General features: G+C 32.9%; 16 protein-coding genes. 9 read left to right on the top strand and 7 right to left on the bottom strand.

Annotated elements, in window-relative coordinates:
- Window positions 1-39: 39 nt before the first annotated feature.
- The 9 genes from N4A35_16110 (at window position 40) to N4A35_16070 (ending at window position 6,790) form a co-directional block, all read left to right on the top strand.
- Window positions 40-438: a hypothetical protein gene (locus N4A35_16110; GenBank protein ID MCT4582938.1), complete on the top strand. Its 399-nt coding sequence runs from the start codon at window positions 40-42 to the stop codon at window positions 436-438.
- Window positions 435-1,529, top strand: a complete 1,095-nt coding sequence (locus N4A35_16105; protein MCT4582937.1) for a Nif3-like dinuclear metal center hexameric protein — start codon at window positions 435-437, stop codon at window positions 1,527-1,529. The genes N4A35_16110 and N4A35_16105 overlap by 4 nt, the downstream gene beginning before the upstream one ends.
- Before the next feature lie 9 nt (window positions 1,530-1,538).
- A complete protein-coding gene (locus N4A35_16100; GenBank protein ID MCT4582936.1) occupies window positions 1,539-2,330 on the top strand; it encodes a hypothetical protein in 792 nt (263 codons plus the stop codon).
- A gap of 151 nt (window positions 2,331-2,481) precedes the next feature.
- Window positions 2,482-3,534, top strand: coding sequence for a tetratricopeptide repeat protein (locus N4A35_16095; GenBank protein ID MCT4582935.1), 1,053 nt, complete (start codon window positions 2,482-2,484; stop codon window positions 3,532-3,534).
- Window positions 3,528-4,004 carry a hypothetical protein gene (locus tag N4A35_16090; GenBank protein ID MCT4582934.1) on the top strand — a complete coding sequence of 159 codons (477 nt, stop codon included), beginning with the start codon at window positions 3,528-3,530 and terminating at the stop codon, window positions 4,002-4,004. Before N4A35_16095 ends, N4A35_16090 begins: the two co-directional genes overlap by 7 nt.
- 100 nt (window positions 4,005-4,104) lie before the next feature.
- Window positions 4,105-4,980, top strand: a complete 876-nt coding sequence (locus N4A35_16085) for a hypothetical protein (protein ID MCT4582933.1) — start codon at window positions 4,105-4,107, stop codon at window positions 4,978-4,980.
- Window positions 4,981-4,983: 3 nt separating this feature from the next.
- Entirely contained in the window at window positions 4,984-5,556 is a 573-nt protein-coding gene (locus N4A35_16080; protein ID MCT4582932.1) for a uracil-DNA glycosylase family protein, read from the top strand.
- Between the two features lie 19 nt (window positions 5,557-5,575).
- The gene (locus N4A35_16075) at window positions 5,576-6,244 is read left to right on the top strand and encodes a YdcF family protein (protein ID MCT4582931.1); all 669 of its coding nucleotides are present in this window, start codon (window positions 5,576-5,578) and stop codon (window positions 6,242-6,244) included.
- A gap of 42 nt (window positions 6,245-6,286) precedes the next feature.
- Window positions 6,287-6,790: a hypothetical protein gene (locus N4A35_16070; protein MCT4582930.1), complete on the top strand. Its 504-nt coding sequence runs from the start codon at window positions 6,287-6,289 to the stop codon at window positions 6,788-6,790.
- A 5-nt stretch (window positions 6,791-6,795) separates the two neighbouring features.
- On the opposite strand, the gene N4A35_16065 is transcribed toward N4A35_16070, so the two are convergent.
- The 7 genes from N4A35_16065 to N4A35_16035 form a co-directional block, all read right to left on the bottom strand.
- A complete protein-coding gene (locus tag N4A35_16065; GenBank protein MCT4582929.1) occupies window positions 6,796-7,497 on the bottom strand; it encodes a hypothetical protein in 702 nt (233 codons plus the stop codon).
- On the bottom strand, window positions 7,497-8,951 hold the full coding sequence (locus tag N4A35_16060) for a T9SS type A sorting domain-containing protein (protein ID MCT4582928.1): 1,455 nt from the start codon (window positions 8,949-8,951) through the stop codon (window positions 7,497-7,499). Before N4A35_16060 ends, N4A35_16065 begins: the two co-directional genes overlap by 1 nt.
- A 60-nt stretch (window positions 8,952-9,011) precedes the next feature.
- Window positions 9,012-10,256: a mechanosensitive ion channel family protein gene (locus N4A35_16055; GenBank protein MCT4582927.1), complete on the bottom strand. Its 1,245-nt coding sequence runs from the start codon at window positions 10,254-10,256 to the stop codon at window positions 9,012-9,014.
- A gap of 70 nt (window positions 10,257-10,326) precedes the next feature.
- Entirely contained in the window at window positions 10,327-11,202 is an 876-nt protein-coding gene (locus tag N4A35_16050; GenBank protein MCT4582926.1) for a DMT family transporter, read from the bottom strand.
- A 7-nt stretch (window positions 11,203-11,209) separates the two neighbouring features.
- Window positions 11,210-11,701 (bottom strand): GNAT family N-acetyltransferase, encoded by a 492-nt coding sequence (locus N4A35_16045; GenBank protein ID MCT4582925.1) that lies wholly within the window; start codon window positions 11,699-11,701, stop codon window positions 11,210-11,212.
- Window positions 11,702-11,703: 2 nt separating this feature from the next.
- Window positions 11,704-13,212, bottom strand: a complete 1,509-nt coding sequence (locus tag N4A35_16040) for a hypothetical protein (protein MCT4582924.1) — start codon at window positions 13,210-13,212, stop codon at window positions 11,704-11,706.
- A 999-nt stretch (window positions 13,213-14,211) separates the two neighbouring features.
- On the bottom strand, window positions 14,212-14,607 hold the full coding sequence (locus N4A35_16035) for a cupin domain-containing protein (GenBank protein ID MCT4582923.1): 396 nt from the start codon (window positions 14,605-14,607) through the stop codon (window positions 14,212-14,214).
- Window positions 14,608-14,678: the final 71 nt, after the last annotated feature.

Genomic DNA, 14,678 nt, shown 5'->3' with positions numbered 1-14,678 from the left:
AATGGAAACTATTGATGTACATTTTATAAAAATAACACAATGAATAAATCAAGAATAGCGTTGATCATTGCTGGGAGTATCAATTTGTTGACCGCTTTAATTCATACTTTTTTAGGAGAATTGGATTTGATAATACCATTAAAAAATAGTGAGCTAAGTAGACAAGTGGTTACCGAATTAACAGGAGTATGGCATATTACAACAATTCTATTGTTTGCCACAACATTTATTTTATTACAAAAAGGTTTTTCCTCAATTAGGCAAGGAGGATATGGTACATTGAAACAAATTGCATTACTTTATTTATTATTTTCGTTGAGTTTTATTGCAGTGAGTTTATTCAATGGTGTTTTTGCTCCTCAATGGGTGCTGTTGTTGCCTATTGCACTATTTACTTTTTTAGGAGTGAAATTTGACCATCAAAAAGAAAGTTTATGAAAATTAAAGATATCACCAGTTATTTAGAATCTATAGCTCCTTTAGCTTATCAAGAAAGTTATGATAATTCAGGGTTAATAGTAGGAGATAAAAATACAGCAGTTAAAGGAGTGCTTGTTTGTTTGGATAGCACGGAGGAAATTATAGAAGAGGCTATAGAAAAAGGTTGTAATTTAGTCATTGCTCATCATCCAATTGTATTTGGTGGATTAAAGAAAATTACGGGTAAAAATTATGTAGAACGCACCGTAATTAAAGCCATTAAGAATGATGTTGCAATTTATGCCATTCATACTAATTTAGATAATGTAATAGAAGGTGTTAATGGAAAGATAGGTGAAAAGTTGGGGTTGATAAATACAAGCGTATTGGCTCCTAAAGGAGGGATGTTAAAAAAGTTGATAACTTATGTTCCATTAGAAGCCAAAGATCAAGTGATGGAGGCCTTATTTAAAGCAGGTGCAGGAAATATTGGGAATTATTCTGAGTGTAGTTTTTCTTCAAATGGTCAAGGTACCTATTTAGCCAATGAAAAAGCTAATCCTTATAAGGGTGATATTTCAAAGAGGCATCATGAAGTTGAAGAAAGAGTAGAGGTGGTTTATCCTAAAAATATTGAAAGAGGTTTAATTCAAGCTTTGGAGCAAAGTCACCCTTATGAAGCAGTAGCCTATGATTTAATTACTATTTCTAATACATCTAATCAAATTGGAGCAGGAATAATAGGGGAATTGGAAGAAGAAGTTGACGCTTTAGACTTTTTAAAAAGTTTAAAAACAACAATGAAAACCGATTGTGTACGTCATACCAAAACATTGGGTAAAAAAATAAAAACTGTTGCTGTATGTGGTGGTGCTGGTAGTTTTTTATTGGGGGCTGCAATAGGGCAACAAGCAGATGTTTATATCACTGGAGACTTTAAATATCATGAGTTTTTTGATGCTGAGAACCACTTAATTATAGCGGATATAGGACATTTTGAAAGTGAACAATTCACAATTGAGCTATTAGTTTCGATTTTAAAAGAAAAATTTACTACTTTTGCAGTTCGATTAACAGAAAAGGAAACGAATCCTATTCAATATTTGTAATTTTGTAATATGGCGAAAAAGAAAAAAAACGCAACACCTGAAGAAAAGTTAAGAGCTTTGTTAGCACTTCAAGTTATCGATACTAAAATAGATATTATTAGAGAGGTAAGAGGAGAATTACCTTTAGAGGTAAAATATTTAGAAGATGAAATCGAAGGTGTAAAATTGAGAATAGAAAAGATTAATTCTGAAATTCACGATTTAAATATTCAAATTACTGATAAAAAGAATGTAATTGAATTAGCTAAAGGGCTTATCGAAAAATATAAATCTCAGCAAGATAACGTTAGAAATAACCGTGAGTATGATGCATTATCTAAGGAAATTGAGTTCCAGGAGTTAGAAATGCAATTGGCAGAAAAGAGAATTAAAGAGTATAAAGCTAAAATAGCTCATAAGCAAGAAGTTTTAGAAGGTAGTCAAGCAAAATTAGCTGAGGTAGAAGAAGCTTTAGTGGCTAAGAAAACCGAATTAGAAGAGATTACTGCTGAGAATGCTAAAGAAGAGAAAGTTTTAATTGAGCAATCTGCAATTGCTGCTGAAGCAGTAGAAGATAGGTTATTAAAAGCTTACACTAGAATTAGAAAATCTGCAGTGAATGGATTAGCAGTAGTTCCTGTTGAAAGAGGTGCTTCAGGAGGTTCTTACATTAAAATCCCACCACAAAGAGAAATTGATATCGCAGCTCGTAAAAAAATTATTATCGATGAGCATAGTGGTAGGATCTTAGTTGATGCTGCATTAGCTGAAGAAGAAGAAAAGAAAATGAATAAAAAGTTAAGCAAATTATTAAGTGCTTAATTGAATTTATAAGTTTAGAATTGAAAAGCTGGTTATCTACGATAATCAGCTTTTTTTATGCAAATAATCGAATAAAGCATATTAACAAATATTTATGATAGATATTCGTTTGTATGTCTTTTATTTGTATTTTAATTTCTTACCTAACTATATGAAAAAGATATTATTACTATTATTGATTAGCTATACAGCTTTTACTTTTGCTCAAATTGAATCTGACCAGAAAATTGTAGGAGAGGGAATAGCATTACATGATCAAGGGGCTTATCGAGCTGCTATAACTAAATACCAAGAGGCTTTAGCTCAAAATCCCAATAATGTCACAGCTTATGCCGAAAAGGCACTTTCTTTAATGATGCTCAATGAATATGATGAAGTGGTTAAAACATGTCAAAAATGTATTGCCGTTGCACCAGATTCGGAGGAGTTAAAAACGGTATATGCAACGTATGCCAATGCCTTTGATATGATGGGACAGCCTAAAAAAGCACTAAGTGTTTACGATGAAGGGTTGAAAAGATTTCCAGGTTTTTACCATTTATACTTTAACAAAGGGATTACATTAGTGCAAATGGAGGCTTATAAAAAGGCTATTCAAAACTTTGAGAAAGCAATACAATTGAATCCTCAACATCCTGGATCTCATAATGCACTTGCTAGAGTACTTTATATACAAGAGCAAAAGATTCCAGCATTAATGGTGTTGGCAAGATTTTTTATTTTAGAACCTAATGGAAAGCGAGCTAAGCTGAATATCCCTTATATGGAAGATTTAACTAAGGGAAATGCCCAAAAAACAGGACGTAATTCTGTAACAATAAATATTGATGTCAATGATATTCCTAAAGAGGGGGAAGAAGCGGTAAAAAAAGAAAATGACTTTACAACAACAGCATTAGTCTTGGCATTAAATTCTGGAATGGATTTTACGAAAGCTAATAAGAAGAAAACAGAAGTTGATTTGTTAAAGGGAAATATTGAGACTTTGTGTAGTTCTTTAGAAGAACTTAAAGCAGATAACCATGGGTTATATTGGGATTACTTTGCTCCTTATTTTATAGAGATGAATAAGAATAACTACATTGAAACCTTTAGTTATATTGTTTATTCATCCTCTGATGAAAAATATGTAAAAAAATGGATTGCTAAGCATAAAGAAAAAATAGATGCGTTTTATAGTTGGTCTAATAACTATTCATGGTAATAAATTGGGCTAGCTTTTTAGGGTTAATAGCTGTGTTTTTGACAAGTTGCTCAGGTGGTGATAGAGTAGGTGTTAACCAGAGCCAATTTATCGAAAAAGTAACAGCAGAAAAGGAGGTGGATTCATTGTATGCTGATGAATTTGAGTTGTTTGCCAATAGGTTTTCTAAAAAGTTTACTCCAACTAAATTAGTTTTAACTAAGAACGATAGTATAGTAAGTGAGATCGTTGATCAAAAAATAGTTGAGAGGTTCTATAGTCTTCTTCATGATAAGTATAATAGAAGGTATCATTGTCCGTCTGAAAGAGTCTATCAACTCTCTTTTTATAAGGATTCAATTCATAGTGAAGTATTTATAATTGATAGAAAAATGTACAAAGAAAGCATTGTATGTTGCCCTCCTGGTTATAATAGGTGTATGGTGTTAAAGCTTTCAGCTCTAGAGTTGCTTTTAAATTATAACACTTAAAAAAGTGTATAATCCAACTTCAATAAATATTTAAATATAATTTGATATTAAAGCAAATTATATTTGTTATTTTTGAGTAGAAGATAAAATTGCTAATAAAATGATTAAAAAATATATTTGGATTGGTGCATTGAGTATTGTATTTATGGCTTGCCAGAATGAAGATGGTGCAACAACTCTTGGAGGGGAAAGCCAAGAAAATAGTGGGGAAGTAGAACAACTCAAAGCGGAGAATGAATTGCTAAAAGTAGAATTGGCTGAAAAAGATTCTACCATTACCAACTATATAGGATATATTAATGAGATTCGTTCAAACTTAAATCTAATTAAAGATAAACAACGTTTTATCATCAATAAGAAAGCAAATTCAGAATCATTACAGGCTGATGACGCTTCTTTAGTTGAGGAAATTAAGTTGCTGGGGCAATTAATGGCTGAAAATCAAACGAAAATTAAGCAATTAAAAAGCAATGTAAAAGATGCTAATATTAAAATGGATGGCTTGGATGAAATGATTTTGTCATTAACCGAAGATGTTGATGAAAAAAACATGGAAATTTTCCAATTGCAACAAGAGTTGGAAAATGTAGATGCTGCTTTTGCTGAATTATTTGAGGCCTATACTGATAAAACAGCCATGTTGAATGAAGCAAATGCGAAATTAAATGCGGCATATTATACCATAGGAACAAAATCTGAATTATTAGAAAATGGAGTGATTTCTAAAGAAGGAGGAGTACTAGGTATTGGAACGAGTAAAGAATTAAAAAGTGATTTTAATAAATCGTATTTTACAGAAGTTAGTATTGATGCGATCAACGAAATTCCTTTAGGAGTCAAAAAGGTAGACGTTATTACAACACATCCTTCTACTTCTTATGAATTGATTGGAGAAAACCCAGTTGAAAAATTAGTAATCAAAAACGCTGAGGAATTTTGGAGCGTGTCTAAATATTTAGTGGTATTAGTGAAATAAAAGTTGAAAGCGTTAATCAATAGGGTTAAAAGTTGTACTGAATGTGCTAAAGAATTAGCAATGGGACCTAATCCTGTTTTTACAGCTCACCCTGATAGTCGCATCGTGATTATTGGTCAAGCACCAGGCCTAGCAGTACATAATACCAATATTCCCTGGAACGATAAAAGTGGTGATAATCTTAGAAAATGGATGGGGATTTCTGTTGAGCAGTTTTATAATACCCGTCAAATAAGTATTATACCAATGGGCTTTTGCTATCCAGGAAAAGGAAAAACAGGAGACTTGCCTCCCAGAAAAGAATGTGCTCCTTTATGGCATCAATTGCTGTTTGACCAACTTCAACAAGTGGAATTAGTCCTGTTGGTAGGAAAATATGCTCAGGATTATTACCTCAAAGATCGAAAGTGTAAAAACTTAACACAGACAGTGAGGAACTTTAAAGCGTATTTACCCCAATACTTCGTATTGCCTCATCCATCTCCTCGGAATAATATTTGGCAAGCAAAAAATGAATGGTTTAAACAAGAGGTTTTGCCCGAATTAAAGTTTTTGATTCACCAATTATTAAAATAGCTAAATTAGACTTGTCAAAATGAAAGGATCAGAAATAATAGATATAGCTAAATGGAAAGTAGGGAAGCTGTTACCTAAAAATTGGGGTAAAAAGTGGCTGTTACTCTTTTTTATAGGATGTTGGGCTATTGTTTTTAGAGCTCCTATCCTGCAAGGAATTGGTAATTTTTTGATTAAAGAGGACCCCCTCAAAAAATCAGATGCCATTTTTGTGCTTGGAGGAAATATTTTTGATCGAAGTACACACGGAGTTTACCTTTATGAACAAGGATATGCTTCAACTATTCATCCAATGGGCGAAGTGGTAGAAAAAATATTATTAACTACAGATGATAAAAAGCCTGATGCCGTATTGTCTCAGTATTATATGGTGAATGAATTGAATACACCAGCACAAGATGTAAAACCAATAATTAAGGGAACATCTACTAAAGAAGAGGCTGAAGCAATTTTAAGTTATGCTATAGAACATAAGTATCAACGAATTATTGTGGTATCGGATAAGTTTCACTTAAGGCGTATTAGCACAACTTTTAAAGCTCCTTTTGAAGAAAAAGGAATAGAGGTTTTGTTGAGTGGAGCACCAAACTCGAGTTATAGAGAGGATTATTGGTGGAAATACGAAGCAGGGTTGATTATGGTGAATAATGAGTATGTTAAACTGTTGTACTATTTAGTGAAATATTAAACTTTACTAGTAAGGAAAAACGATGAGGGCCGTCAAATTGGTATGAAAAGAAAATTAATTGTTGTTTCTGCCTTAATAATCTTCAACTTTCAACTCTCCTCTTGCAAGAAGAAAGAAAGTGCTTGTTCAACAGATGTTCCTACTGTAAATATAGCTTGTGAAGGAGTAAATATGGGAGCTAATGTTAATGGTTTTATTGTTAATTATTATCCTAATACCACCCAAAAAGAAAGTGAGGGAAATTATACCAATGGAGTTCAGGTAGGTTTTTGGAAGTTCTATTACGAGAATGGAAACCTGTTAAAAGAGGTGAGCTTTGAGAATGGGAAAGTTGATGGCTTTGCAAAAAAGTACTTTGAGAATGGAAATTTAGCCTCAGAAGGTAATTTTGAAAATTGTGTAAAACATGGCTTCTGGAAATTTTACCATAATGATACAAAGAACCTAGTTTTTCTAGAAGGTGAATACACTAATGATGAGCAAACAGGAGAGTGGAAACGTTACGACAAAGATGGTAAACTTGAAAAGCAATCAACCTGTGAATAAGCTTTTTACTTTTTTTTAACGACTAGACCACTTTCCAACGTATAAAAATTAGTGTTGATTTGTTGTCGCATTTGGATGTATGGCGCATATAAATCGTTAAATTTTATACGTTCGTTAACAACGGTATTCCAATTACCTAATAAAGAAACAATCAATTCAGAAATCTCTCGAACTGCGTGATTCCCTCCATCATTGGCACTTATATAATCGCATAAATTGTTTTCAATACAGAAATGATGTAAAGCAAAACTAGCAGGTCTGTTAATGAGGAATCGAGCTCCACATTCTCTAGCCATACTTAAATCTAAAATATCATCAAAAGCAAAAAGAACCGCTTCCTTTTTTATACCTCTGTGTTGCTCTAACCAATTTAAGATTTCAACTTTATCCTTTATTTTGTAAAAGATATCATCAAGGTGTTCTCGCTCCCCCCAATAAAAAGCCGTTTTGTTATGCTCTCCAGTAATAATAGCAGAGTAGGGGATTTCTTTATTGATTAAATAGTATGCAAAACGTAACATGTTAACCCCCATGGAATCAGCTTCCGAAAAAGCAGAACTTTTACTTTCGTCTTTATATCCAGAATGAAAAACACCATCCCAGTCAAATATGATCGCTTTAATTCCCTTTAACTTCTGTGTGAGTTTTGCTATTGGTAAAATAAATTGAGCTCCAGATTTTTCCAATTGCTTTTGTAGCTGCTCCATTAGTTCTTAATAAATTTTAAACGTTTAAATAGTGTTTTTTCTTCATCTCGTATCACAACAAAATATACACCGTTTGGTAAATGTTCAATGCTTAATTGATTGGAAGATAAATGCTGTACAGGAAAAGTTTGTCCTAGTGCATTTTGAATAACAATAGAATAGCTTTGTTTTTTTAGCCCCTCAATGGTAAGTTGATGATTAGCTGGGTTGGGGTAGAGTGTAATGTCTAAGTTATTCAAGGCAATAACACCAGCATAGTTGGAGCATTTGTAAGCCAAACTATCAAACCAATTTAAGGCGTAAGTTGTAGCGGGAATAAAGCAAGTGTTGTGGTCTCCAGATTGGTTTAAATTTAGAGCTTGTACATCTGTTGCTCCTAAGGCTAGCATTGTATCCAATGTGTTGGTTGAATTTTCAGGTGCTACCATAGAGTCACTACCGCAGTATAACATTCTTACAGGATTATTTGGAGCCCAATCATAAAGGTTGTTGGCTCTTAGAGCTATATTAATAGGATGGCTATCTCTATTGGCATCCGCAAGAATATTCTGAAGTACAGAGTCTTGCATAAATCCGTAGTAATTAGTCCCCAACATTCCTAGCCATTGACTAAAGTCATTAGTTCCACTTGTTAAGTAGTTTTGAATTGATGTAGCATGAGAAGCATCATAAATTTCATTGTAATTTTGATAGAGGTTGGCGTAAGCTTCTTGATAAGAACCAAGAATATAAGGTAGAAAAGGAGAGGCGTAGTAGTTAGAATCACCATCGAAAATTAAATCAAATTGTGCACCAGTTTGATCAAAAGCGCCAGATAAAGGGGCACAAGCCATCACATCAAAGTCGTTTTCCTGTGCGTTGTCTTCAATATACTTTAATGTAGCCATTGCTGCATGACCACCTTGAGAGTAGCCAGTAATAAAAACTTGTCCATTATCTTTAACAGAAGGGGTAGATGTAGTGTCTAAATAAGTTCGTACAGCTCTAATTAAGTCGAGAGTAGCAGTAGCTTCTGTTTCTGCATGTTGGTATAAGTGGATTCCAGGATTATCACCTAACCCCAAATAGTCTGGCATTACAGTAATATATCCCGTCGTTGAGAAGTAAATACCTTGTCCTACATATTTGTTTTTTGAAGGAACATTATTTCGATCGAATTCGGTTCCGTGCTCATAAGCGATAATAGGAGCATAGGTACAGTTGGTTAGGGTTGGAATGTATACTGCTCCAGAAGCTACCGTAGGATTTCCATGGACGTCTGTCGTGTTATACGTTACTTTATAACTCCTAACAGGGTTTAAATTCATGTTGCTATAGTTCCATCCATATCCCCCAAGGTAGGCTTGAACAATATTTAAAGAATGAGAAGATAAAGGTGTGATACTAACTAATTGTTGCGCTTGTGCCACAAAGCAAAGCAGTAAAAGAAAGATTAAGCTATTTAATTTTGTCATAACTATAAATATAACTAAAATTATTTATTTCGTTAAAAATTAAAGGGTTATGTCTTGTGTTTATAGGGCTACTTTAGTGAAGTCACTACCCGTTGGGCTTTGGAAGACTTCTAGTTCAAAAGCAGGAACAACAGCTAGTAAGTGGTCAAAAATATCGGCAACTATTGCTTCATAAATTACCCATTCTTTGTTTTTGCTAAATGCATAAATTTCAATAGGAAGTCCTTTTTCAGTAGGGGATAACTGCCTAACCATACATGTTAAATCCGTATTTAAGCTTTCGTTACTTTTTAGGTAGAGTTCGACATATTTTCTAAAAACCCCAACATTGGTAAGGCTTCTGCCATTAGGTTTTAAACTGTTGTCGAGGTTGTTAGCTTTATTGTAGCTTTCAATTTCAGCTTGTTTCTCTTCAATATATGGTTTGATGAGTGCTATATTTTTTAGGTCAGCAATTAGTGCTTCATCACAAAAGTTAACACTACTAATTTTAATGTTTAATGCTCTTTTGATTCTTCGTCCGGCAGATTCTTCCATTCCTCTCCAGTTTTTAAAAGAATCAGAAATCATAGAGTAGGTAGGGATTGTTGTGATGGTTAAATCAAAATTTCGCACTTTTATAGTCGCTAGATTGATCTCAATAACAGTACCGTCGGCACCATATTTAGGCATCGAAATCCAATCACCAATTCGTACCATGTCATTGGTCGCTAATTGAATGCTTCCAATAAAACCTAGTATGGTGTCTTTAAAGATTAACAATAAAATAGCAGACATCGCCCCCATGGCTGTAAGGAAGAACATTGGTGTTTTTCCTGTAACCAAAGAGAAAACGATAATCCCAAAGAAGATATAAACAACAATTTTGGTTAGTTGTATATAGCTTTGGATAGGTTTGTCTTTGTACCTGTCATTGGTTTCTAAAAATTTATGTAAAGCATTTAAAAACGAAATAACTAAACGAAGGATAGCAATTGCTAAAAAGACTTCAACAATGGCATACGTAAAAGGAATGTAGTCTTCATAAAATTCTAAAATTGAATTTACCGAATACAAAACAATTGTTATAGGAATTAAACCAGATAATTTTTTAAAAAAACTTTCTTGGACTAACAGGTCATCCCATTTCGTCTTTGTTTTCTCAGCAATGTCGTGAACTTTATTTAAAATAATAGTTTTGGTTACCCAGTATAAGGCATAGCAAACGATGACAAGTATTAATAGGTGAATTAGGGTGAGTACAAGGTTTTCATTTAAAAAGTTAAAGTTCCAATCCTTTAATTTTTGTAAGATGATTTCTTTCATGGTTAGGTAATTTTAGGCAAAGTAAATGATTTTATTCAATGCAATAAGACTTTCTTTTAGATAACTCTTGTTACCTAGAATATTTTTTCTTTAGATAGGCATTTAAAAATAAACAACATAAGATCACTGCAAAGCTATAATAGAACAGTGGAGGCATTTTTTCGGATGTAGGCCAAATCATAATTGCCAGAAGAATAGAGTAGATGGGTTCGAGGTTTACCGTCATTGTAACAGTATAAGCTGAAATTGATTTCATAACAGCAACACTAGCGATAAAAGCAAAAGAAGTACAAACAAGTCCTAAGATCAATAAATAGCTTATTTGTAGTGAGGAAAGTAAAAAGAGTTCATCTATGGGGACAAAAAACAACCCAAAACATAAAATCAAAAAAGCTGTTGTAAGTTCATAAAAGGAGATAACTGTTGCAGGAGCAACTTTGATGTGTTTACCGTTTAAAACAGTAAACCAAGAGGCTAAAAATGCAGAAATCAAGCTCAATAAAATCCCTTGTTTGTATTTGAGGTCGATATTAAAAATAAGAGAGATCGCAAAAATGATGATAACTCCTAAAAGAAGTTCATAAACGACAATCCTTTTTTTGTTATAAAGTGGTTCCAGTATTGCCGTAAATAATGTACTGGAGGAAAATGTAGCTAATGCAACAGAAACGTTAGAAACTTTGATTGCTTCAAAGAATGTGATCCAATGGAAAGCAATAATTATCCCTGCAAAAATGAGTTTGGGTAGTAATTTAAGGTCTATTTTAATTTTTGTTTTAGAAAAGTATAAATATAAGCCAATACCAAGAATGGCGATACCAATCCTAGCCCAAACTAAAATAAAGGAGCTTAGAGGGATAAGATTGCCTAAAATACCTGTAAACCCAAAAAGTAAAACAATAAAGTGTAATAAGATAAAATCTTTATTTCGGGTAAGCAATGACATGTCGTAATCAGTTAGCAAGTTGATAAACAAGGATTTCAGAATCCTTTATCCATTCAGTTTTTGAATAAGTTAAGCCAAGTTTTTCCATTAATTTTTTTGAAGCAGCATTCCCAGATTCAACCAAGCCATGAATAGGAGAGTAGTTTTCCTGATCTTTTCCATATTCGATAAGTGTATGGAGTAATTCTGTTGCAAAACCAAGATTCCAATAATTTCTTTTTAAATGACAACCTATATGATGAATAGCTAAAGGCTCAAAATAATTAAGGTTAACCGTTCCTATGATTTTATTAGTAGCAGTTTCTACAACAGTCCAAAAACCTATTTTTTCTTGGTTGTTTTTGATCTTTGTTTTTAAAAAAGAGGTGTAGAAATTTTTATTTTTATCTCTCAAAGGGGCTATGAATTTATTGGAGTCAGGTTCCAAGTACATTTCAATTAATGATTCAAAATCGTTTTCTTCAAGTGGTCTAATAATAGCTCTTTGAGTGGTTAACATAGTTAGTCCAAAATATCTTCAGGTGATTGAGGTCTCTTTTCAGTATTCCAGCTAAATTGAGAAAGCTTTTTATCAGCTTCATTCACTTCAATTATAGCTTTAAGTGAAGCAGTAGGTTTGTTATAGAATTTGATTTTGTCTATTTCATTGCTCTTTAATAGTATTTTCATTTCAGCACATTGAGTATGATTCATATCAGTCAATGGTTTTTGGTCTTCTCCCATAAAGTAAATGACTTCTCCATTTCCTTTTACAAATACCGTTTCCAATTTATTCTCATCATTAAAAAGGCCTTCAATAGTTTTTCCTTGTATTTGGTTAAAGTGATTAGCGTTTAAAGAGTCAGCTTCAGATATAATTGTTGCTTTTTTGTTAATGTATAGCTGCTTAACATTACCGTTGAACGTTCTAATATTTATTTTCTTCCCACTCAATTGGTTGTTATCCGACCAGATAATAGGAGTTTTCATAAAATACATCATAGAATCCGTTTCTGAGTATATTAGAGAATCACAACTAGCTTGCAGATCGGGCTTATGTAACAAAACATTGTGATAAGCTCTAAATAATTTTAGCGATGTAGTAGAGTCCTGTTGGATTGAAAGTGTATCAGCAACAAGGTATAAGGTGTCTTTTTCAAAGTATTGTACAAAAACAGGGCAATCTGTAACAAGGGAAGAATCAATGATTTCATTATAGAAAGCATAACCTCCTTGAATGTCAACTTTATTGGTTGTATCTTGTATTAATACATTTCCAAAAGCTTCTCCAATCCCAGCTGTTCTGTCGTAGAATATACTGTCGCCAGATAAACGTTGTTCTTTGGTCTCTAAATAACTATTTTGCCAAAACGCAGCTTTTTCATTTTGAGTGTCATACCATCCATGCTCGCAGTAAATAAAGTTACTATCAGATGTAATTGTTGTGGCTCCATGAAAATAACTGACCTCCGATTCTGTGTTGTAAGTTAAGGTATCAGATTCAATAACATATTTAGGGTTAGTTAGCCTTACAGAGTCTTTAAAAAACAACGTTTTAGCGTCGCTATGATAGGATCCAATCTTGCTGATTAAAACATTATTGTTTTCTAAACTTGTGATCGTTGCTCCATTGGTATAAGAGCCAATTTTAGTAGTTAAATCATAATCCAGTTGATTGGTTACTAGTTGTAATTTTCCGTCAGAAAAGTGAATGTTTCCTTTTAGTCTAGCTATTTTTTCTTCTCCAGAATAGACTACAGTATCACCTGTCATTTGAATGGAGTCCCCTTGAATAATTTTAACTCCACTAAAGGCTTCAAAGCTATTACTCTTTACATAGAGTAAAGCGGTGTCACAGTACATATAGGCACTGTCGTGTTCAAATATGACATTACCGATTAGTTGTTGAGCCTCTTTAATTTGTTCATCGTATTGCAATTTATCTGCTTGAATGATACGTATTTTTTTCTCCTGTCCAATCAAAAGGATTGAGCAAAAAGTAAATGCAAAAAAGAGAATAAATTTAATCATATAGATAGGTAATGGCATATTCTATACCAAAAACCACGAAGATAAAAGTTTCTGAAATAATTCACTAATTTTTTTGTGTAGACTAAAAACTGTTTATTGAATAATAGAAAAGTCTTGAGTCTGTATCTTGTGGTCTTTAATCTATCATCTCTATTCTCTTCTCTCCATTCTCTTTTCTATCCTCTTAGTTAAATAGTCCGTCAACTTCTCGATACAATTAATTTTTTCAAAATAAATTACTCGAACTGACTAGCATAGTGTTGTTTATAGAGTAGTGGGGAGTCTAGAGTCTAATGGTCTTCAATCTCAATAATCATCTCATCATCTAATTAGCTAATTATCTCATTACCTCATTGTCTAATTGTCTAATTGTCTCTGTTCTCTATTCTCTTTTCTATCATCTAGTTTAATAAGTCGTCAACTTCTCGATACAATTATTTTTTCAAAATAAATTACTCGAACTGACTAGCATAGTGTTGTTTATAGAGTTGTGGGGAGTCTAGAGTCTAATGGCCTTTAATCTCAATAATCATCTCATTACCTCATTGTCTAATTGTCTCTATTCTCTATTCTCTTTTCTATCATCTAGTTTAATAAGTCGTCAACTTCTCGATACAATTAATTTTTTCAAAATAAATTACTCGAACTGACCAGTATAGCGTTGTTTATAGAGTATTGGGAAGTCTTAAGTCTAATGGTCTTCAATCTCAATAATCGTCTCATTAGCTAATTATCTCATTACCTCATTGTCTAATTGTCTCTGCTCTCTATTCTCTTTTCTATCATCTAGTTTAATAAGTCGTCAACTTCTCGATACAATTAATTTTTTCAAAATAAATTACTCGAACTGACTAGCATAGTGTTGTTTATAGAGTATTGGGGAGTCTAGAGTCTAATGGTCTTTAATCTTAATAATCATCTCATCATCTAATTATCTCATTAGCTCATCATCTAATTATCTAATTATCTAATTAGCTCATTATCTCATTACCTCATTGTCTATTTCGGTTCTACAATTAAAAATACAGCGGTACTGTCGCCAATATTCTGGACTTCATGCCATTCGATCCCCTCGTTAAAGAAATCATAACCTGTTGGAACATCAACTTCTCGTGTCCCTTTGTGGTCTGTTATTTTAAATCTGCTTCCTTTAAGCGTATAGCCAAAGTGTTTAGCATGAAAATGTCTTTCGTGTCCAACACCAGGAGGGAAAGAGCATTCCAATACGCGGATAGAAGGATTTTCTTTTAATACTTTACAGACTTTTTCACCTTTCCATCCTGCAGCTAATGGGTCAGGGAGCTGAGGAGATGAGGAGCAATTTTGTAGTAACAGCAGGCTAGTAAGCACTAGAGCAATTGGTATTTTTATTGAAATCGATGGTATGCGCTTCATTTTGTTAATCTTTTTGACAAATGTAAGCATTAGCTTTTTAATCAATTAAAGTAAAACAAGGTGTAAATCTT

It is taken from the genome of Flavobacteriales bacterium (assembly GCA_025210295.1).
Classification (GTDB): Bacteria; Bacteroidota; Bacteroidia; order Flavobacteriales_D; family Parvicellaceae; genus S010-51.
Note: the sequence above shows the minus strand (reverse complement) of the source record. Positions and strands in the feature narration are given on the sequence as shown.